Origin of the sequence: Methylobacterium sp. Leaf469 (genome assembly GCF_001424745.1) — a bacterium.
Lineage (GTDB): Bacteria > Pseudomonadota > Alphaproteobacteria > Rhizobiales > Beijerinckiaceae > Methylobacterium.
Window position 1 is genome coordinate 134428 of sequence record NZ_LMRE01000045.1, and the last position, 18851, is coordinate 153278.

Below are 18851 nucleotides of genomic sequence, written 5' to 3' on the forward strand. Positions count from 1 at the left end.
GGACGAGGACGGCAACAAGGCCGAGGCCGGTTGCCCACACTTGATCGGAAATCGTCGTCTCCACCGCTCGGGTCGTGGCGGGAGATCTAACAGTTGTGCCGCACGGGGCCAATCGCCCCGGACAGTCCACCCGCAGCAATATGAGGCACGGTAGCTCCCCCGGGTACCGACCCTACAGGCGGCGCAGTGCCACGGTCTCGATGCGGTGGCTGGCGCCCTTGGCGAGGATCAGGCTCGCACGCTGGCGGGTCGGAAGGATATTGTCGCGGAGATTCGGCAAATTGATGGTTGTCCAGAGATTGTCGGCGATCTCCAGGGCTTCGGCCTCCGTAACCTCGGCGTAGCGCCGGAAGTAGGACAGTGGATCGCGGAACGCGGTCTGGCGTAGGCGCAGGAAGCGGTTGACGTACCAGCGGTGGAGGTCGTCCTCGTGGCCGTCGAGGTAGATCGAGAAGTCGAAGAAGTCGGAGACGAACGGAATCGCGGTGCCGTCGCGGGGCAGGCGCGCCGGTTGGAGGACGTTGAGGCCCTCGACGATGAGGATGTCGGGGGATTCCACAACCCGTTCCTCGCCCGGTACGACGTCATAGACGAGGTGCGAGTAGAGCGGGGCGGCGACACGTTTCTTGCCCGCCTTGATGTCCGTGAGGAAGCGCAGGAGTGCTGCGGTGTCGTAGCTCTCCGGGAAGCCCTTGCGCTCCATGGCGCCCATGGCCTTCAGCTCGGCGTTGGGCAGCAGGAAGCCGTCGGTGGTGATGAGGTCGACCTTCGGCGTATTGGGCCAGCGTGCCAGCAAGGCTTTCAGCACCCGGGCGGTGGTGGACTTGCCGACCGCGACCGAGCCGGCGACCCCGATGATGTACGGGACCTTCGCCTCGCGCTCGGCCATGAGGAAGCGCTGGGTCGCCTTGAACAGGCCTTGCGTCGCCGCGACGTAGAGGGAGAGCAGGCGCGACAGCGGCAGGTAGATCGCCTCGACCTCCTCCACCGAGATCGGATCGTTGAGGGATTGCAGGCGCGTCACGTCCTCGGCGGTGAGTGTGAGGGGCGTGTCCGCTCGCAGCTGCGCCCATTCCTCGCGGGTGAAGAGGCGGTAGGGCGAGAGCCGCTCGGGACCGAAGCCGGTGACGGGGTCCTGCCCAACGGCCGGATCACGCTCCGGCGAGGGCCCCACGGCAGCATTCTCGCTCACGTGTGCCTCCGGGCCGCCTTCTCGGCAATCCCGCTCTGTGCGGTGCGCCGTTCCAGCTCAGCCATGACTTCGTCGAGGGCGACGCCACCGGCCCGCAGCAGCACGACGAGGTGATAGAGCACGTCCGCCGCCTCGCTCACGAGACCGGCGTGGTCGCCCTGCACCGCAGCGATGGCCGCCTCGACGGCTTCCTCACCGAGTTTCTTGGCGGGCTTGGCCGGCCCGCCAGCGAGGAGCTTGGCGGTGTAGGATTGGTCGGCCGGGGCCGCGGCGCGGGCCGCGACGAGGGCGTCCAGATCGGCGAGGGTGAACTGGGTCATACGGTCCTGGATTCCGGCGGGCCGGACTTATCGTTCCACCCGACGGCGGGCGGTTGCATTCCTGATCATGCGGCAAGAGCCGCTTCCAGGCCTCGCGTCAAGCGTCGCGGCGCATGGAAAGACCTGCCGCCGCCATATGGGCCTTGGCCTCACCGACGCTGTGCTGCCCGAAATGGAAGATCGAAGCGGCCAGGACCGCGCTGGCATGGCCGTCGCGCACTCCGGCCACGAGGTCGTCGAGGCTGCCGACGCCGCCGGACGCGATCACCGGCACGCTCACGGCATCCGCGATGGCACGGGTCAGGGCGAGATCGTAGCCCGAGCGCATCCCATCGCGGTCCATGGAGGTGACCAGGAGTTCGCCGGCCCCGAGGGCCGTCACCGTGCGGGCGAACGCGATGGCGTCGAGCCCCGTGGGCTTGCGGCCGCCATGGGTGAAGATCTGCCAGGCGTCGGGTTCGCCTGGAGCCGACATACGCTTGGCGTCGATGGCGACGACGATGCACTGGCTGCCGAACTTTTCCGCCCCGCGTGCGACGAAATCGGGGTCGTTGACGGCGGCCGTGTTGATGGAGACTTTGTCGGCCCCGGCCAGCAGCAGGGTGCGGATGTCGGTCACCGTGCGGATGCCGCCGCCGACGGTGAGGGGCATGAAGCAGGCTTCGGCCGTGCGGCTGACGACGTCGAGGAGCGTGCCCCGATCCTCGTGGCTCGCGGTGATGTCGAGGAAGCAGAGCTCGTCGGCTCCGGCCGCATCATAGGCCTTCGCCGCTTCGACGGGATCGCCGGCGTCGCGCAGTTCGAGGAACTGGACGCCCTTCACCACCCGGCCGTCCTTGACGTCGAGGCAGGGGATGATGCGGGTCTTGAGCATGGGCGTCCCTCCTCACGGCGACGGCGCGGTCAGGCCGCCGATCTGCCCTTGGCCTTCGCGATGGCGGCCAGGGCCTCGCGTGGGTCGATCCGGCCATCGTAGAGCGCACGGCCGGTGATGGCCCCCGCGAGCAGGGCGCAATCCGGCTCGAGGATGCGGTGGACATCGTCGATGGAGGCGAGGCCTCCGGAGGCGATCACCGGAATCGTCACGGCGCGGGCAAGCCCGAGGGTCATCTCGATGTTGAGGCCCTTGAGGATGCCGTCGCGGGCGATGTCCGTGTAGATGAGCGCCGCGACGCCGGCATCCTCGAACCGGCGCCCGAGTTCCTCCGCGGTCATGCTGGAGGTGGTGGCCCACCCCTCGACGGCGACGCGGCCGTCCTTGGCGTCGATGCCGACGGCGATCCTGCCCGGATAGAGCCGGGCCGCCTCATGGACGAAAGCGGGATCGCGCACGGCCGCCGTTCCGATGATGACCCGGCTGACGCCCTTGGCGAGCCAGGCCTCCAGGGTCTTCATTTCGCGGATGCCGCCGCCGAGCTGCACAGGCAGCTTGGTCCGGGCGAGGATCGCATCCACGGCGTCGGCGTTCATCGGCGCGCCGGCGAACGCCCCGTCGAGGTCGACCACGTGCAGCCATGGGAAACCCTGCTCCTCGAAGACGGCCGCCTGGGCGGCCGGATCGTCGCTGAACACGATGGCCTGGGCCATGTCGCCCTGTACGAGGCGAACGCAGCGCCCTTCCTTGAGATCGATGGCCGGAAACAGGATCACGCGTCGGTTCGCTTTCGAATCGTTCGGTGGATGAGGGCGGTCCCCGATCAGGGACGCCACGCCAGAAAGTTCGCCAGCAGGGCAAGGCCGAGGTGCTGGCTCTTCTCGGGATGGAACTGGGTGCCGGCGATGTTGTCCCGTGCCACCATGGCGGTCACCGGGCCGCCGTAATCACTGTGGGCGACGGTGTCGGACGCCTGCGCCGGATGCAATGCGAAGCTGTGGACAAAATAGGCGTGCAGGCCGTTCTCGCCGAGGGGAATGCCGGACAGCAGGGGGTGGTCGCGGTCGGGCGCCAAGGTGTTCCAACCCATGTGCGGCACCTTCAGCGCCGGATCGGACGGGCGGATCGGGCCGACATCGCCGGAGATCCAATCGAGCCCGGGCGTGGTGGCGTATTCGAGCCCCCGTGTCGCCAAGAGCTGCATGCCGACGCATATACCGAGGAACGGTCGGGCGCGGACCTTGGCCGCATGTGTCATGGCATCGACCATGCCCGGCACGGCGTCGAGGCCGGCGCGGCAATCGGCATAGGCGCCCACGCCCGGCAGCACGACGCGGTCGGCGCCCGCGACGATCTCGGCTTGCGAGGTCAACACGATGTGGGTGTCGTCGAGGCCAGCTTCTCGGGCGGCGCGTTCGAAGGCCTTCGCCGCCGAATGCAGGTTGCCCGAGCCGTAATCGATGATCGCGACGGTTTGTCCGCTCACCGCCGGCCCTCACTCGTGGGGAACATCCCGATGGCGACCTCGCTCGGGCGGGAGGTGGCGTTCGCGTAGGAGACCGGCGCCGGACGCGGCGGGACGACACCGTCGAACCAACGGTTCGCGGCCTTCATCTCGGCCTCTTCCAGGCTTGCGGCCAGGACGGCGTCACGTACGGGTCGGCCCCGGCGGGCGTAGGTCCAGCGACGGAGGGACGAGGCTTCCAGCCCGATCAGAAGCAGCACCAGCAGGGTGACCACTAGGCCGGCGAATGGGTTCAGGGCGGCCATGCGGCCGAGATAGGCCGTGGCGACGAGGAGGGCCAAGACCCCGAGCGCCGCGAGCCACAGCCGATGAAACAGGAACCACAGTGGTCCGAAGGCGAAGGCCGTCCACGAGAAGCCATCGGGCACGAGATGCGCGCGCTCGAGACCATGGGCGTCACCCGTCTGGGCGTCCCGGTCGAGGTGCAGCGTGTAGGTGCGCATGGCGTGTCCTCTCCTGCGACCTGACCGGTCAGAGCGAGCCCTTGGTCGAGGGGACGCGGCCGCCCTCGCGCGGATCGATGGAGACGGCCTGCCGCAAGGCGCGGGCCAGACCCTTGAAGCAGCTTTCGGCGATGTGATGGGCGTTGTCGCCGTACAGCGTTTCGATGTGGAGGGTGATGCCGGCATTCATGGCGAAGGCCTGGAACCACTCACGCACGAGTTCGGTGTCGAACTGGCCGATCTTCTCGACCCGGAAGGCGGTGCGGAAGACGAGGAACGGCCGCCCGGAGATGTCCACGGCGACCCGTGTCAGCGCCTCGTCCATGGGCAGGTGGATGTCTGCGTAGCGCGCGATGCCGCGCTTGTCGGCGAGCGCCTGGGCGAAGGCCTGTCCGAGGGCGATGCCGGCATCCTCGGTGGTGTGGTGCTGGTCGACATGGAGGTCGCCCGTCACACGGACCTCGATGTCGAACAGGGCGTGGCGCGCCAGCAATTCGAGCATGTGATCGAGAAAGCCGACGCCCGTCGCGATGGTGGCGCGGCCGGTCCCGTCGAGATTGACCGCGACGTGGACGTCGGTCTCCGCCGTGCGGCGGTCGATGCTGGCGGCGCGCATGCCTGAAATTTGCTCTTGTGACGTCGGATCTTGGGAACGAACCCGCCTTCTAGAGCCAACGAGGCCCGCCTGTGAAGGGAGCGGGCTCGCGATTCATCGGGCGATTCGATCGAATGCGCCCCGGACCCGAGGGCGGATCAGCCGTTCAATACCCGGCCCGCGACGGCGTCGAGTTTGGCGAGCAGGGCCGGATCGCGCTGGGCCGGTGCGGTCATGATGGCGCCGTCGAGGGCATGGTCGGAGCCCATGGGGCAGGCCTCGCGCTCCTGTGGAAAGTCGCGGGCGAGCCGCGCGACGAGGCGGGCGGCCTTGTCCGCGTTGGCACGCGCGACGGCGACCACGGCAGCGACGTCCACGGCATCGTGGCTCGGATGCCAGCAGTCGAAATCCGTCACCATGGCGATGGTCGCATAGGTGATCTCCGCCTCACGAGCGAGCTTGGCTTCCGGCATGTTGGTCATGCCGATCACGTCGTAGCCCTGCGCCTTGTAGGTGGTGGATTCGGCGTAGGACGAGAATTGCGGGCCTTCCATGCAGACGTAGGTACCGCCGCGATGGACCGCGATCTCTTCCGCCTGCGCCGCCTCCGCGATGCGGTTCTGCAAGGCCGGGCCGACGGGGTGGGCCAGGGACACGTGGGCGACGCAGCCGTTACCGAAGAACGAGGACGCGCGGCCATGGGTACGGTCGACGAACTGGTCGACCAGGACGAACAACCCCGGGTGGAGTTCGCTGCGGAACGAGCCGCAGGCCGAGAGCGACACGAGGTCGGTGACGCCGGCGCGCTTCATGGCGTCGATGTTGGCGCGGTAGTTGATGCCGGAGGGCGACAGGCGGTGGCCGCGTCCGTGGCGGGCGAGGAACACCACCTGGGTCTCGCCGATCCGGCCGATGCGGAGCGCATCAGAGGGCTCGCCCCAGGGGGATTGCACCGCCTCTTCGCGCACGTCTTCCAGACCCGGCAGATCATAGACCCCGGACCCGCCCATCACGCCGAGTACCGCTTGCGACATTCTCATGGCTCCATACAGCGAGCGCCGGTCGCCCCCCAGGGGGACGCCGGCGCTGTGGTGTTTCGGTGGGAACGAGGCTCGTGTCGAGCCCCGGTCGGCGCGCGTGGCTAGTAGGTCTTGTGCAGTTCCGGCTGGAGGCCGTGAACCTCGCCGCCGACCTTCGCCCAGATCTTCTTTTTGACGTAGTAGAGCAGGCCGGAAAGCACGATAAGGAACAGGATCACCCGCAGGCCCAGTGCCTTGCGCGCCATCATGTGCGGCTCGGCGGTCCAGGCCATGAACGCGGCGACGTCCGTGGCGTACTGGCTGACCGTCTCGGGTACCACCGGCTCGCCCTTGTCGGTCTTCGCGTAGGTGACCTGCCCGTCGCTTAACGGCTTCGGCATCGCGATGAGATGTCCAGGATAGTACTTGTTGTAGTACGTGCCCGCCGGAACTTCCTTGCCGGCCGGCGGGTCCTCGTAGCCGTCGAGCACGGCATGGATGTAGTCGACGCCGTGTTCGGTGTAGCCGACGACGGGCAGAGCATCGGTGAGGAACTTCGGGAAGCCGCGCTCGAAGGTGCGGGCCTTGGCGAGCACCGAGAAATCCGGCGGCGCCTTGCCGCCATTGGCGGCCGCGGCCGCCTTCTCGTTGGGGAACGGCGACGGGAAGGCATCGGCGGCCCGGGCGGGGCGCTCGGCATCCTCACCGGAATCGTTCTGTTCCTTGACCTTGTACTCAGCCGCCAGCGCCTTGACCTGGCTGGCGCTGAAGCCCGGTCCGCCCGGCTCCGCGAGGTTGCGGAACCGTACGAGGCTCATGCCGTGGCAGCTCGAACAGACTTCACGGTAGACCTGGAAGCCGCGCTGCAACTGCGCCTGATCGAACCGGCCGAACATGCCGGCGAAGCTCCACGTCTGACGCGGCGGCTGCGGAGCGCCATGCTCCTCTTCCGCCGAAGCCATGGTGATGCCGAGGGTGGCCGCGACGAGGGTCGCGGCGAGGAGGCGGGTCGTTTTCATGGTTCTCAAAAGTCCCCTGCCCTCAACCCTTGGACGACGGTGCGGCCGTGGCCCCGGCCGGCATGCCGGACCCGGAGACCTGCTTGCCCGGACCGGTGACGCTCTCGAGGATCGAGTCCGGCAGTCGGTCGGGTGTCTCGAAGAGGCCGACGAGGGGCATCACGACGAGGAAGTGGAGGAAGTAGTAGGCCGTACACAGGCGTGCGGCGATGACGTAGCCACCCTCCGGCGGCTTGGCGCCGAGCCAGCCGAGCAGGATCGTGACCACCACGAACAGCCAGAAGAACTGACGGTAGATCGGACGGTAATTGGCCGAGCGCACCCGCGAGGTGTCGAGCCACGGCGCGAAGGCCAGGATGATCACCGCGCTGAACATCAGGATCACGCCGCCGAGCTTGTCCGGCACCGCGCGCAGGATCGCGTAGAACGGCAGGAAGTACCATTCCGGCACGATGTGGGCCGGGGTCACGGCGGCGTTGGCCGGGACGTAGTTGTCGGCGTGGCCGAGGTAGTTCGGCTGGTAGAAGATCCAGTAGGCGAAGAAGATGCCGAACACCACGGTGGCGAACACATCCTTCACGGTGGCGTAGGGCGTGAACGGGACCGCATCCTTGCTCGACTTGATCGGGATGCCGGCGGGATTGTTCTGTCCGGTGACGTGCAGCGCCCAGACGTGGAGCACGACGACGCCGAGGATCATGAACGGCAGCAGGTAGTGCAGTGAGAAGAAGCGGTTGAGGGTCGGGCTACCGACCGAGTAGCCGCCCCAGAGCAGGCTCTGCACCGTCTCGCCGACGATCGGAATCGCGCCGAGGATGCTGGTGATGACGGTGGCGCCCCAGAAGCTCATCTGGCCCCACGGCAGGGTGTAGCCGAGGAAGGCGGTGGCCATCATCAGCAGATAGATGATCACGCCGAGGATGTAGAGGATCTCGCGCGGGGCCTTGTACGAGCCGTAGTACAGCGCGCGGAACATGTGGATGTAGACCGCGACGAAGAACATCGACGCGCCGTTGGCGTGCATGTAGCGCAGGAGCCAGCCGTAATTCACGTCACGCATGATGTGCTCGACGGAATTGAAGGCGTTGGCGGCCGACGGATCGTAGTGCATCGCCAGCCAGATGCCGGTGACGATCTGCGACATCAGCATGGCGATGAGGATCGCGCCGAAGGTCCAGAAATAGTTGAGGTTGCGTGGCACCGGGAAGGCGACGAACGACGAATGCACCAGCCCGACCAGGGGGAGCCGCGATTCGAACCACTTCGCCACGCGGCTCTTCGGAACGTAGGTGTTGGCGTGTGCGCTCATGGGGCTACCCGCTTCGAAAACTGTTGCATGAAATTCCGTCGCCCTTCCTCAGGCCGCAGCCTTGCCACCCTCTTCGCCGATCCGGATCTTCGCGTCCGTCTCGAAGGCGTAGGGCGGGACCGGCAGGTTCGTCGGAGCGGGACCGCGGCGAACGCGGCCGGAGGTGTCGTAGAGTGACCCGTGGCAGGGGCACGACCAGCCCTCGTACTGGCCCTGATGGCCGATCGGCACGCAACCCAGATGAGTGCAGTTGCCGTAGACCACGAGCCACTTGGCGTGACCCTCCTTGACCCGGGCGGCGTCGGCCTGCGGATCGATGAGATCGGCCATCGGCACGGCGGCGGCCTCCTTGATCTCCTTCTCCGTCCGGTGACGCACGAAGATGAGCTTGCCGCGCCAGAATACGTTGACGATCTGGCCCTCCTGGATCGGCGACAGGTCGACTTCGAGGGGGGCGCCGGCCGCAATGGTCTCGGCATCGGGCGCCATGGAGGCGACGAAGGGCCAGGCCAGGGCGCCGGCGCCGACGGCAAGGGCCGCGCCGGTGGCGAGGAACATGAAGTCGCGCCGCGTGCCGTCCGTCCCCGGCACGGTCCCGTCGGCATTGACGACCGGGTTCGCCGAGGGGTTCGCCAAGGGGGTCGCCGAGTGGTTCGCCAAGTGTCGGACTCCGAGCAAGGATACGGGTGCGGCCACCGCCCGTTGAGCGGACCCTGGCCGGCCGGGACATTAGAGGCTTTCGAAGGAAAGTCAGCCCGCCGGAGGCAAGCACCCTCCGGCAATTTTTTGCAATGCGACCCCGCGTCACCGGAAGTTCACCGGACGGGATTTGTCACAGAAGCGTGCCCTTGAGGATCAGCATCGCCATCGAGAAGTAGATGACCAGTCCGGTCACATCCACGAGGGTGGCGACGAAGGGGGCGGAGGCCGTCGCCGGGTCGAAGCCGAGGCGCTGGAGCAGGAACGGCAGCATCGAGCCCGTCAGCGATCCGAAAGTGACGATGCCGACCAGCGCCGCGCCGACGGTGGCGGCCACGAGGGGCCAATGCACGCCGTAATCGTAAAGGCCGGTCTTCTGCCACACGACGATTCGGACGATACCGATGAGGCCGAGGATCGCCCCGAGGACGAGGCCCGTCGGCAACTCGCGGGCCGCCACCCGCCACCAGTCGCGCAGGCGGATCTCACGGAGAGCCAGCGCGCGGATGAGGAGCGAGGTCGCCTGACTGCCCGAATTGCCGCCCGAACTCATGATGAGGGGGATGAACAGGGTCAGGACGATGGCCTTCTCGAGTTCGCCCTCGAAGCCCTGCATGGCGGTGGCGGTCATCATCTCGCCGAGGAACAGGGCACAGAGCCAGCCGGCCCGTTTCCGGATCATCGTGAAGAAGCCGATATCCATGTAGGGCTCGGGCAGGGCTTCCATGCCGCCGAAGCGCTGCACGTCCTGTGTCTGCTTCTCGACCATGGCGTCGATCATGTCGTCCACGGTGACGATGCCGATAAGGTGGCCCACCGCGTCGATGACGGGTAGCGCGAGCAGATCGTATTTGGAGATCAGGCGGGCCGCCTCTTCGCGGCTTGCCGTTGGTGAGACCGCGAGTGGGCGCCGATCAGGAGCGACGGACAGCACATTGTCCTGCGGATCGCCCGAGATGAGACGGCGCAGGGGCACCGCTTTGGTCAGGGCGCGGGTGCGCGGATCGAGGACGAAGATCGCGTAGATGGTCTCGCGGGTCTTCTCGACGTGGCGGACGTGGTCGAGGGTCTGCCCGATCGTCCAGTCGCCCGGCACGGTGACGAATTCGGTGGTCATCAGCGAGCCGACGCTCTCCTCGCCGTAGGCACTGAGGCGGTCGACGGCGCCGCGCGTCTCTGCGTCGAGACGCGCGCGCAGGTCCGAGCGTCCGGGCTCCTCGATCTCGCGGAAGATGTCGGTGATGCGGTCGGCCGACATGCCCGAGAGGTAGGAGGCGACGCGGTCGCGCGGCAGCATCTCGACGATGTCGGCGGCGCAGTCGAGTTCGGGTTGATCGAGAACCTCGACGGCGCGGTCGTGCGGCAGCCCCAACAGAATCGCGGCGGCGACTTCGGGCGCCTCTTCGTTCAGGGCCTCGACGATGTCGGGCGCGCGCTCGTCGGACAGGCGGGCGGCGAGCACCGAGGGGTCGACGTTGGGTGGAGCGAAAAGGATCGCGTTCATGGGCTCACCTCGCGCGGGGGCGCACGGCCAAGGGCACACAGCCCTGGACGACCGGGGTCGGTGAGCCGCCCCGGATCCCGTTCAGGATTCTGGGGAGACCCCGCTCGCGGCCGCGCAGGGCGCGGAAGATCGTCGTGGAGTGTCGCTGGGCATTGGCTGGCTTGAAGGGGTGCCCGATCGGCTCGGCCGGGATGCGATGAGTCGCGCGTCCCGGCACGACCGGTGGGCGGCGCGTGAGTGCGCCCGCGAGCCCCAGCCGTCAAGCCGAAGATGCCAAGCGCTCCAACACTTTCGACCGAGATACAATCTCACCGGAACCGGTTGCGATGCGATTTGGCCGCGGATCGCGGACAGGGACGCGCATCATTGTGGCACCATATCGCCGGGGCTGCCGCTTCGCCGGCGGGCTGGGCGATCCCAGGGCTCCCGGTCTCGATCTATGAGAAATATAAGTGTAGCGCCCACTTGTATTGCGCCCAATGTAACGGCATATCAAGGGCGTCGAACACGAAGGAGTTCAGCCATGAAGTGGTCCGCCCCCGTCGTTCAAGAGATCTGCGTCGGCATGGAAGTCACCAGCTACGAGTCGGCAGAAATCGATCCCTTCAACTGAGGGATCGGCGCCCCTCGGGGTGTCAGCTAAACCCGCCCAACCTCAATTAGGAGAAACACCATGAAGTGGTCTGCCCCCATCGTCCAGGAAATCTGCGTCGGCATGGAAGTCACCAGCTACGAGTCCGCCGAGATCGACACCTTCAACTAAGGTGGTCGTCACCTGCACCTAGGACGGTAGTCGCCTGGAAGGGGGTGTCGCTCGAAAGGGCGGCACCCCCTTTTTCGTTGTGCATGACCGAAGACGAAAAGGCCCGGACCGTATGCGGTCCGGGCCTTTCGGCCTCGTGCGGGACGTCTGCGGAGCGCAGCTCTAGAGGCGGTAGCGGATCTGGTCGGTCCAGAAGCGCTCCAGGCGGCTCAGCGCCACGTTCATCCGGCCGAAATCGTCGTCCGAGATGCCGCCGATGGGCTGAATGGTGCGGGCGTGCTTGTCGTAGAGGCTCTGGATGATGTCGTGGATCTGCCGGCCCTTGTCGGTCAGGCTGATGCGGACGGAGCGGCGGTCCGTGGTCGAGCGGGCATGGTGGAGGTAGCCGGCTTCGACGAGCTTCTTGACGTTGTAGGAGACGTTGGAGCCGAGGTAGTAGCCCTTGGTGCGCAGTTCGCTCGCGGTGAGTTCCTTGTCGCCGATGTTGTAGAGCAACAGGGCCTGGACGCTGTTGACGTCCTCACGATCGCGGCGCTCGAACTCGTCCTTGATCACGTCGAGGAGGCGGCGGTGCAGGCGCTCGACGAGGTGGAGGGCTTCGAGGTACGAGCCGTGGACGGAGCCGGCTTCGGAAGCAGTATTGGTGTCGATAACCTTGGCTGCCTGGGACTTCATCGCGGGCCTCGTCAGATGTTCGGGTTGCAGGGCCGGTGTTCGTTGCCACTGCTCATGAACCCAACCTAGGCGCCACGGATGAAAGACGGTTTAAGCGATAGGATGAATTTGCGATTTACCTCTGTCGGTAAATGCAAGATGAAGTGATTGTCGTAAGGTCTCGTTTACCGGATTTCCCGCGCGGCCAGCCAGGACAAGATGAAGTAGATCACCACGATGCTTGCCTGAAGTCCAAGATAAGGCACCGACATCGGCAGTAGATGCGGTGTGAGGATTGCGAGCGTCAGGGCACTGCTGGCCGCGAGCAGCCACACCACACCGCCCCACGCGCTCGTCAGCCACAGGCCCACCGCCGCCATGGCGTCGATGACGGCGAAGTAGACGATCACCGTCTGGCGGGTCACCGGCTCGGCCTCGAAGGGCCGCGCGCCCGGCAGCACGTCGAGGATCGACGCCCAGGTCGCCACCGCCTTTGCGAGCCAGACCAGGGCGGTCAAGCGCATGAACCACACCAGCACCACATCCCATCCGGTCTGGTGCGGGCGTGGCGAACGCTCGATCCGGTCGCCGCCGACCTCGCTCGCGCGCCCACGGCCATCCCGCGTCGCGCCTACCTTCGTCAAGCTCCGCACGGCCGGTCTGTCCCTATGGTTCGGTTCGCGGCGCAGGGCCGCCGGTAGGGTCGAACGCGCGCGCGATGGCCGCGTGATCGACGGCGTCGAGGCTGGCGGGCTGCCAGGCCGGCGCGCCGTCCTTGTCGATGAGAGCGGCGCGTACGCCTTCGAAGAAGTCGTGTCCGTGCATCAGGAACGCGGCGAGCCGGGTCTCCGCGGCGATGCACTCGGCAAAGCTCAGGGTCGCGCCGCGCCGCATCTGCGCATGGGCGATGCACAGGCTGGTGGGGGAACGGCTCCGCAGCAGAGCGGCAGTGTCCGCCGCGAAGGTCGAGCCCTGTGCCGCCGCACCGTCGAGACGGGCGAGGATATCGGCCACGCTCGGTTCGCCAAAGCAGGCGTCGATGAGGGCGCGCTCGGCGACCATCGGTCCCGTGGGAGGCGGCGCATCCGCGTGCGCCCCGAGGACCGCATCGATACTGTCTCCCTCGCCGAGCGCTGACACGATGGCATCGAACCCGTCCGCGCGGACATGGTGGGTGGCGAGGCCGAGGGCGAGGGCGTCGCCAGCCCCGATGGTCGCTCCGGTGAGCGCGAGGTAGGTTCCGGTCCGGCCGGGCAGGCGCGGCAGAACGTAGGTCATGCCGACATCGGGGAAGAAGCCGATGCCGACTTCCGGCATGGCGAAGCCGTACCCGTCCGAAGCGACCCGGTGGCTGCCATGGACGGAAAGCCCGTTGCCGCCGCCCATGACGAGTCCCCCGATGAGGGAGACGATGGGCTTCGGGTAGGATTGGATGAAGCCGTCGAGGCCGTACTCGCCGTGCCAGAAGGCATCGACCTCCGTGTGTCCCCCGGCTTTGGCGGAGGTGTAGACGGCGCGGACGTCGCCGCCGGCACAGAAAGCGCGTTTGCCGGCGCCGCGCAGGACGATCCTGGTGACGGCGTCGTCGGTCTCCCAGACGCTCAACTGCGCATGCATCGCCCGGATCATGTCGAGCGTCAGGGCATTGAGGGCGCGCGGTCGATTCAGGGTCACGAGGCCTACCGCCCCGTGCCGCTCGAACAGAATGTCCGCCTCGCCTTCGCCCGCCATCGTCCGCCTTCTCTGTTTCCGGTCGGGTCGCTTTAACGGAGTTTCGGCCCTGTGCGTCAATCGCCGGGTGAAACCGCGTGCCGATCGCGCTTGTGGCAATGGGCCGGGTTTCGGAGGCTTTTGCGGATGTGGTAGTCCGGCTGACCCCGCGTTCCGGCGACGCCGCGAGTTGCAAAGCCCGAGTTCCAAAGCCCATGCCCGACGAATTGCCGACCCCGCGTCCCCTCGCCGTCGAAGCCGCGGCGGAGAGCGCCCGCCCCACGGGCCTCGGCATCACCCAGCGCCCGCGCCGCAACCGCAAGGCCGCGTGGTCGCGCCGCCTCGTGCGCGAGCATACCCTCACGGTGGACGACCTGATCTGGCCGCTCTTCGTCATCGAGGGCTCCGGCCGGCGGGAGCCCATCGCGTCGATGCCGGGCGTCGAGCGGCTCAGCGTCGACGAGATCGTGCGCGCGGCCGAGGGGGCCGCGCGGCTCGGCATCCCGGCGATCTCGTTCTTCCCCTACACCGAGCCGAGCCTACGCGACCCCACGGGGTCCGAATCCCTCAACCGGGACAACCTCGTGTGCCGGGCCGTGCGGGCGGTCAAGAAGGCGGTGCCCGAGCTCGGCCTGATGACCGATGTCGCCCTCGATCCCTACACAAGCCACGGTCACGACGGCCTGCTGCAGGACGGCGCCATCCTCAACGACGAGACCGTGGCGCTGCTCGTCGAGCAAAGCCTGATCCAAGCGGAGGCGGGGGCGGACATCATCGCACCGTCCGACATGATGGACGGGCGCGTCGGCGCCATCCGGGCCGGTCTCGACCGGGCGGGATTCCGCGATGTTCAGATCATGGCCTACGCGGCGAAATACGCCTCCGCCTTCTACGGCCCCTTCCGCGATGCCATCGGCACCCAGGCGGCCCTGATCGGCGACAAGCGTACCTACCAGATGGATCCGGGCAACTCGTCCGAGGCGCTACGCGAGGTCGCCCTCGATCTCGCGGAGGGGGCCGATTCGGTGATGGTGAAGCCCGGTCTGCCCTACCTCGACATCATCCGGCGGGTGAAGGACGAATTTGGGGTGCCCACCTTCGCCTATCAGGTGTCGGGCGAGTACGCGATGATCGAGGCTGCGGCCCGAAACGGGTGGCTCGACGGCGAGCGCGCCATGGTCGAGAGCCTGCTGGCGTTCAAGCGCGCGGGTGCCGATGGTGTGCTGACGTATTACGCGCCCCGCGTGGCCGAGCGGCTGCGCGCCGGGGCGTGAGACGGGTCGGCTTCGGACTCGCCGCTCTCGCTCTTCTCGCGGCCTGCGAGAGTTCCGTCGACCGGCAGCGGGCCACCCTCTGCCGCCGGGCGGTCCCGGCCCTGGCGCCACAGGGCACCGTTCCGAAGATCCTGCGGGTCGGCAGCGGGCCGACGCCCGCCGATCTCCGGGTCGATTACGCCGTCACCGGGCAGGCCACCCAGGCCGCGCGTCAGCGCTGGATCGTCTGCGGCTTCGGACAGGGGGCCGAACTCCTGACCGTCATCACCGAGCATGGACCCCTGAACGGCGCGGCGCTCTACCTGCTGAAGCAGTATTACTTGAACACGCCGGAGGCCGCCGCCGCCGATCCAGGGGCGTCGGCTCCCTGACGCGTCTCTCGGACCGGTTGATCTTGAGATTCGGTGGTCCCGCGCCCACTTGGAAACCACCGAACGTCGCCCCGCCCGAGGAGCGCCCCATGCTCGAATACCCCACTGGTACCGTCGACCCCACCCGGACCGCTTACGGCGCCCCCCTCGCTCTGCCCGTGGTGCGGGCGAGCCTCGGCGCGCGCGCGGTCGCCTACCTGCTCGACATCCTGTTCATCTTCGGGTTCACGGCCCTCCTGACCCTCCTGATCACCGTCGTGGGCGCCCTCACGTTCGGCCTCGGCTGGACCTTGTTCGCGGTGCTGCCGGCGAGCGGCATCCTCTACAGCGCCGTGACGGTCGGCGGCGCCGGCCAGGGCACCTGGGGCATGCGGATGATGGGCCTGCGCGTGGTCAACCAGACGGGCACGCGGGTGGATATGATCACGGCGGCGATCCATGCCCTGCTGTTCTACGTGGCGATCTCGACCTTTCTGCTCTGGGCCCTCGACATCGTCATCGGTCTGGTGCGTCCCGACCGCCGGCTCGGCCATGACATCCTCCTCGGCCTCGCCGTGGTGCGTCCGGCCTGAGGAAATTCCGCGCGGGAGCGTTTCCGGGTGTTGAGCCGGCCGATGTTGTCGATACACTCGACGTTCGGGGCGCATGACGCGCCGCGAGGCCGCGAGCGACCCACAGCGTGACGAGTCATTCCCGCGACACACCGCAATTCTACCTGACGGCGCCCTCCGCCTGCCCCTACCTGCCGGGGCAGGAGGAACGGAAGGTGTTCACGCACCTCGTCGGGCGCCGCGCCCGCGATCTCAATGAAATCCTGACCCAGGGCGGCTTCCGTCGCTCGCAGACCATCGCCTATCGCCCGGCCTGCGAGACCTGCCGCGCCTGTATCTCGGTCCGGGTGGTGGTGGACGATTTCACCCCCTCGGCGAGCCAGCGCCGCATTCTCCAGCGCAACGCCGACCTCGTCGGGACCCCGGAGCCGAATCGCCCGGCGTCCGAGCAATACGCCTTGTTTCGGCGCTACCTCGATGCCCGTCACGGCGATGGAGGCATGGTGGACATGACCGTCCTCGACTACGCCATGATGATCGAGGACAGCCACGTCGACACCCACCTGGTTGCCTATCGCCGACGCGGGCCCGACACGGCGATCAACGGGCGCGGCATCGGCCCCACCGTCGCCCTCTGTCTCACGGACGTGCTCTCCGACGGTCTGTCGATGGTCTACTCGTTCTACGATCCGCAGGAGGCGCCGCGGTCGCTGGGCACCTTCATGATCCTCGACCACATCCGCCGCGCCCGGGACCTCGGCCTGCCCTACCTCTACCTCGGCTACTGGGTCGAGGGCTCGCGCAAGATGGACTACAAGGCGAAGTTCCTGCCCCAGGAACGCCTCACCGGCCCTGGCTGGCAGCGGGTGGACTGAGCGCCTTGTTCTGCGCGCGCTGCGTAACCTTCAAGGTCGCCGTCTCCCGCAATGTCCGCTCGATGGACGCATTCGCACGCTCGCGCACGCCGCGCATGGCGGCACCATCGTCGAAGGTCTCGGGAAAGCGCCGGGCGAGCCACAGGTAGGCGCTGGCGAGCCGCACGGTGCGTTCCTGATAGGCGAGGTCCCCGTGCGGGTCGGCACGCAGGGCCGGCACCGTGGCGTTCAAGGTTCGGGCCTGAACCCAGCGCTCGACGACCCCCACGGCGATTGGGTCGCGCCGGTCGATGGGCGTCACCGCGAAGGCAAACTTCTCGCGGATCGGGAGTGCGTTGCGATCCACCGCCTCGGCCGCGCCCAGGAACTCTTCGAACGCCGAGGGCTGGAACGGCGAACCGTCGTAGAACGTCGCGCGGGAGAAATGCGCCATCACGGCGCTCAGGGAATCGGTGCCGAGTTCGCTGGCCGCGGCTTCGATGGCGGCGAGATCCGGCCGCACGAAGAAGCGGGTGTCGGCGGCCGGGGCCGTCGGCGCTCCCGACAGGGCATCGCGGATCGGTCCGAGGCCGTCCTCGTCGGTGGCGGCGACGTAGCCCGCCTCCTGATGGCCGAAGCGGCCGGCGCGGCCGGCGATCTGGCGGATCTCGGCGTTGGTCAGAGCACGCTCCTCGGTGCCGTCCCACTTGCGAACGGACGCGAAGATCACGCGCTTCAGGGGGCCGAGGTTGAGGCCCATCCCGATGGCGTCCGTGGTGACCAGCACCTCGGCCTCGCCATCGCGAAAGCGCCCGGCCTCGGCGCGGCGCACCTCCGGCGACAGGGCGCCGTAGATGGTCGCGACGGACCGCCCGGCGGCCACCAGGATCTCCCGGTTCTCGTGCACGGCCCGGCGCGAGAACGCCACGACGGCGTCACCCGGTTCGACGGCTTCCAGGGGAACGGGCGCGTCGAGGGCGACCAGCGGCGTCTTGCGCGTGAAGGTGACGACGTCGAGGGATTCGCCGGCCGCCTCCGCCGCTCGGCGCACGGCCGAGAGGGCGTCCTCGGCGCCGCAGACGATGACGAGGCGGGCGGGGATGCCGAACAGGGCGTTCGTCCAGGCCCAGCCACGGTCGGGGTCGGACAGCATCTGGATCTCATCGATCACCGCCACTTCGATGGGCCGGCGGAGATCCGCGGTCTCGATGGTGCGTGCCGTGTGGGTCGGGTCGGATTCACCCAGGATCTCTTCGCCCGTCACCATGCCTGCGCGCAGGCCGCGCGCCGCGAGGGCCTCGTAGTTCTCCAGGGCCAGGAGCCGGAGGGGTGCGAGGTAGGTACCGGTGGCGGCTTTCGCGAGAGCCTCCAGGGCCGCGTAGGTCTTGCCGGAATTCGTTGGCCCCATGTGGAAGACGATGCGGCGGCTGAGACGCCGGGCGGCGGCGAACTTGTCGATGTAGGAGCCGAAGCCCGCCCGGTCGCGCAGGCGCCGGGTCCCGGAGGCTTCCTGCGCCACCACCCGCCCGCGGGCCCGCACGACCTTCAGGGTTTCGAGGATGTGGGACGCCACATCCGGCCCATCGGCGAAGACCCGCGAGCGCAGGGACCGGTCGACATGGGCGATGTAGGTGATGGCGTCGGCCCCGGTCTCCGTCATGTCGGCGCGGATCTGGTCGCGCAGGCGCAGGATGGTCCGGTTCAGTGCCCCACGGGTACGGCCGGCGACCTGGGTCACCCGTGCGCGCAGGGTGTCGAGCGCCCAATCCGGATCGTTCCCGAGGGCCATCTCGTCGAGGATCTCGGCGGCCGCGGCATCCGGCGCCGTGTCGATTCGCAGATCCAGGCGGTTGTCGTCGAGGAGCGGGCACAACACCCGTATCTGCCAGCGCAGGGCTCCGTCCGGATCAGCCTCCGCGCGCAGGGCCGGGATCGCCTGAGTCAGGCGCGGCACGCCTTCGCGGGCGAAGGTCCGGCGCGCATCGGACGCCTGGAGGGCATGGGCGACGGCCGCGTCTTCGCAGACGCCGCCGCGTTCGGGCAGGCCGAGGTGCTCGCGCAGGGCCTCCCGGTCCACGGCGCCCGCCGCGATGCCGAGCCGGTGCAGGGCGTCGGCGAGAAAGTCAGTGGTCCGGTGAATGCGGCGCGCCATGCTCCACCCTTCCGGCGGGGCGC

General features: G+C 68.0%; 22 protein-coding genes. 6 read left to right on the top strand and 16 right to left on the bottom strand.

Annotation, left to right across the window (positions count from 1 at the left end):
* Nucleotides 1-172 precede the first annotated feature (172 nt).
* From coaA to mgtE, 12 genes are all read right to left on the bottom strand, one after another.
* Nucleotides 173-1192 carry a type I pantothenate kinase gene (coaA, locus tag ASG60_RS20710; RefSeq protein WP_056174385.1) on the bottom strand — a complete coding sequence of 340 codons (1020 nt, stop codon included), beginning with the start codon at nucleotides 1190-1192 and terminating at the stop codon, nucleotides 173-175.
* Nucleotides 1189-1512 (bottom strand): phosphoribosyl-ATP diphosphatase, encoded by a 324-nt coding sequence (locus ASG60_RS20715; RefSeq protein ID WP_056174383.1) that lies wholly within the window; start codon nucleotides 1510-1512, stop codon nucleotides 1189-1191. Before ASG60_RS20715 ends, coaA begins: the two co-directional genes overlap by 4 nt.
* Before the next feature lie 97 nt (nucleotides 1513-1609).
* Nucleotides 1610-2386 carry an imidazole glycerol phosphate synthase subunit HisF gene (gene hisF, locus ASG60_RS20720; RefSeq protein ID WP_056387603.1) on the bottom strand — a complete coding sequence of 259 codons (777 nt, stop codon included), beginning with the start codon at nucleotides 2384-2386 and terminating at the stop codon, nucleotides 1610-1612.
* Between the two features lie 29 nt (nucleotides 2387-2415).
* Nucleotides 2416-3162: a 1-(5-phosphoribosyl)-5-[(5-phosphoribosylamino)methylideneamino]imidazole-4-carboxamide isomerase gene (gene hisA, locus ASG60_RS20725; protein WP_056174970.1), complete on the bottom strand. Its 747-nt coding sequence runs from the start codon at nucleotides 3160-3162 to the stop codon at nucleotides 2416-2418.
* A gap of 47 nt (nucleotides 3163-3209) precedes the next feature.
* Complete coding sequence (gene hisH, locus ASG60_RS20730; protein WP_056387606.1) at nucleotides 3210-3872, bottom strand: imidazole glycerol phosphate synthase subunit HisH; 663 nt, start codon at nucleotides 3870-3872, stop codon at nucleotides 3210-3212.
* Nucleotides 3869-4354, bottom strand: a complete 486-nt coding sequence (locus ASG60_RS20735) for a DUF2628 domain-containing protein (RefSeq protein ID WP_056387610.1) — start codon at nucleotides 4352-4354, stop codon at nucleotides 3869-3871. The genes hisH and ASG60_RS20735 overlap by 4 nt, the downstream gene beginning before the upstream one ends.
* Before the next feature lie 28 nt (nucleotides 4355-4382).
* A complete protein-coding gene (gene hisB / locus ASG60_RS20740) occupies nucleotides 4383-4970 on the bottom strand; it encodes an imidazoleglycerol-phosphate dehydratase HisB (RefSeq protein WP_056174374.1) in 588 nt (195 codons plus the stop codon).
* Nucleotides 4971-5107: 137 nt separating this feature from the next.
* Nucleotides 5108-5983 (bottom strand): S-methyl-5'-thioadenosine phosphorylase, encoded by an 876-nt coding sequence (locus tag ASG60_RS20745; protein ID WP_056174373.1) that lies wholly within the window; start codon nucleotides 5981-5983, stop codon nucleotides 5108-5110.
* A gap of 107 nt (nucleotides 5984-6090) precedes the next feature.
* Nucleotides 6091-6987: a cytochrome c1 gene (locus ASG60_RS20750; RefSeq protein ID WP_056268566.1), complete on the bottom strand. Its 897-nt coding sequence runs from the start codon at nucleotides 6985-6987 to the stop codon at nucleotides 6091-6093.
* A 22-nt stretch (nucleotides 6988-7009) separates the two neighbouring features.
* The gene (locus ASG60_RS20755) at nucleotides 7010-8296 is read right to left on the bottom strand and encodes a cytochrome b N-terminal domain-containing protein (protein WP_056174369.1); all 1287 of its coding nucleotides are present in this window, start codon (nucleotides 8294-8296) and stop codon (nucleotides 7010-7012) included.
* 48 nt (nucleotides 8297-8344) lie between these two features.
* On the bottom strand, nucleotides 8345-8887 hold the full coding sequence (gene petA / locus ASG60_RS20760) for a ubiquinol-cytochrome c reductase iron-sulfur subunit (RefSeq protein ID WP_056174967.1): 543 nt from the start codon (nucleotides 8885-8887) through the stop codon (nucleotides 8345-8347).
* A 241-nt stretch (nucleotides 8888-9128) separates the two neighbouring features.
* Nucleotides 9129-10499 carry a magnesium transporter gene (gene mgtE, locus ASG60_RS20765; RefSeq protein ID WP_056306658.1) on the bottom strand — a complete coding sequence of 457 codons (1371 nt, stop codon included), beginning with the start codon at nucleotides 10497-10499 and terminating at the stop codon, nucleotides 9129-9131.
* Between the two features lie 523 nt (nucleotides 10500-11022).
* Here mgtE and pqqA (ASG60_RS20770) point away from each other — a divergent pair.
* The gene (pqqA, locus tag ASG60_RS20770) at nucleotides 11023-11112 is read left to right on the top strand and encodes a pyrroloquinoline quinone precursor peptide PqqA (protein ID WP_055952695.1); all 90 of its coding nucleotides are present in this window, start codon (nucleotides 11023-11025) and stop codon (nucleotides 11110-11112) included.
* Between the two features lie 60 nt (nucleotides 11113-11172).
* Nucleotides 11173-11262 (top strand): pyrroloquinoline quinone precursor peptide PqqA, encoded by a 90-nt coding sequence (gene pqqA, locus ASG60_RS20775; protein WP_056092902.1) that lies wholly within the window; start codon nucleotides 11173-11175, stop codon nucleotides 11260-11262.
* Between the two features lie 162 nt (nucleotides 11263-11424).
* Here pqqA (ASG60_RS20775) and ASG60_RS20780 read toward each other — a convergent pair whose 3' ends face one another.
* From ASG60_RS20780 to ASG60_RS20790, 3 genes are all read right to left on the bottom strand, one after another.
* Nucleotides 11425-11937, bottom strand: coding sequence for a winged helix DNA-binding protein (locus ASG60_RS20780; protein ID WP_056174365.1), 513 nt, complete (start codon nucleotides 11935-11937; stop codon nucleotides 11425-11427).
* 164 nt (nucleotides 11938-12101) lie between these two features.
* Nucleotides 12102-12569 carry a DUF6163 family protein gene (locus tag ASG60_RS20785; RefSeq protein WP_056174363.1) on the bottom strand — a complete coding sequence of 156 codons (468 nt, stop codon included), beginning with the start codon at nucleotides 12567-12569 and terminating at the stop codon, nucleotides 12102-12104.
* Nucleotides 12570-12582: 13 nt separating this feature from the next.
* On the bottom strand, nucleotides 12583-13647 hold the full coding sequence (locus tag ASG60_RS20790; RefSeq protein ID WP_056306656.1) for an enoyl-CoA hydratase/isomerase family protein: 1065 nt from the start codon (nucleotides 13645-13647) through the stop codon (nucleotides 12583-12585).
* A gap of 194 nt (nucleotides 13648-13841) precedes the next feature.
* Between ASG60_RS20790 and hemB the strand changes: the two genes are divergently transcribed.
* From hemB to ASG60_RS20810, 4 genes are all read left to right on the top strand, one after another.
* The gene (gene hemB / locus ASG60_RS20795; RefSeq protein ID WP_056174358.1) at nucleotides 13842-14900 is read left to right on the top strand and encodes a porphobilinogen synthase; all 1059 of its coding nucleotides are present in this window, start codon (nucleotides 13842-13844) and stop codon (nucleotides 14898-14900) included.
* The gene (locus tag ASG60_RS20800; RefSeq protein ID WP_056174356.1) at nucleotides 14897-15271 is read left to right on the top strand and encodes a hypothetical protein; all 375 of its coding nucleotides are present in this window, start codon (nucleotides 14897-14899) and stop codon (nucleotides 15269-15271) included. The genes hemB and ASG60_RS20800 overlap by 4 nt, the downstream gene beginning before the upstream one ends.
* Before the next feature lie 89 nt (nucleotides 15272-15360).
* Nucleotides 15361-15843, top strand: a complete 483-nt coding sequence (locus tag ASG60_RS20805; RefSeq protein ID WP_056387613.1) for an RDD family protein — start codon at nucleotides 15361-15363, stop codon at nucleotides 15841-15843.
* A gap of 107 nt (nucleotides 15844-15950) precedes the next feature.
* Nucleotides 15951-16697, top strand: coding sequence for an arginyltransferase (locus ASG60_RS20810; protein ID WP_056174352.1), 747 nt, complete (start codon nucleotides 15951-15953; stop codon nucleotides 16695-16697).
* Here ASG60_RS20810 and ASG60_RS20815 read toward each other — a convergent pair.
* Nucleotides 16666-18828, bottom strand: coding sequence for a helicase-related protein (locus tag ASG60_RS20815; protein WP_056387616.1), 2163 nt, complete (start codon nucleotides 18826-18828; stop codon nucleotides 16666-16668). The genes ASG60_RS20810 and ASG60_RS20815 overlap by 32 nt on opposite strands.
* Nucleotides 18829-18851: the final 23 nt, after the last annotated feature.

Coding starts and splice junctions, on each gene's coding strand:
- ASG60_RS20755 (WP_056174369.1), bottom strand. CDS start 8,296: ATGAGCGCACACGCCAACACCTACGTTCCGAAGAGCCGCGTGGCGAAG.
- ASG60_RS20715 (WP_056174383.1), bottom strand. CDS start 1,512: ATGACCCAGTTCACCCTCGCCGATCTGGACGCCCTCGTCGCGGCCCGC.
- ASG60_RS20745 (WP_056174373.1), bottom strand. CDS start 5,983: ATGTCGCAAGCGGTACTCGGCGTGATGGGCGGGTCCGGGGTCTATGAT.
- ASG60_RS20790 (WP_056306656.1), bottom strand. CDS start 13,647: ATGGCGGGCGAAGGCGAGGCGGACATTCTGTTCGAGCGGCACGGGGCG.
- pqqA (WP_055952695.1), top strand. CDS start 11,023: ATGAAGTGGTCCGCCCCCGTCGTTCAAGAGATCTGCGTCGGCATGGAA.
- ASG60_RS20780 (WP_056174365.1), bottom strand. CDS start 11,937: ATGAAGTCCCAGGCAGCCAAGGTTATCGACACCAATACTGCTTCCGAA.
- ASG60_RS20815 (WP_056387616.1), bottom strand. CDS start 18,828: ATGGCGCGCCGCATTCACCGGACCACTGACTTTCTCGCCGACGCCCTG.
- ASG60_RS20805 (WP_056387613.1), top strand. CDS start 15,361: ATGCTCGAATACCCCACTGGTACCGTCGACCCCACCCGGACCGCTTAC.
- ASG60_RS20735 (WP_056387610.1), bottom strand. CDS start 4,354: ATGCGCACCTACACGCTGCACCTCGACCGGGACGCCCAGACGGGTGAC.
- ASG60_RS20750 (WP_056268566.1), bottom strand. CDS start 6,987: ATGAAAACGACCCGCCTCCTCGCCGCGACCCTCGTCGCGGCCACCCTC.
- pqqA (WP_056092902.1), top strand. CDS start 11,173: ATGAAGTGGTCTGCCCCCATCGTCCAGGAAATCTGCGTCGGCATGGAA.
- hisF (WP_056387603.1), bottom strand. CDS start 2,386: ATGCTCAAGACCCGCATCATCCCCTGCCTCGACGTCAAGGACGGCCGG.
- hemB (WP_056174358.1), top strand. CDS start 13,842: ATGCCCGACGAATTGCCGACCCCGCGTCCCCTCGCCGTCGAAGCCGCG.
- hisB (WP_056174374.1), bottom strand. CDS start 4,970: ATGCGCGCCGCCAGCATCGACCGCCGCACGGCGGAGACCGACGTCCAC.
- mgtE (WP_056306658.1), bottom strand. CDS start 10,499: ATGAACGCGATCCTTTTCGCTCCACCCAACGTCGACCCCTCGGTGCTC.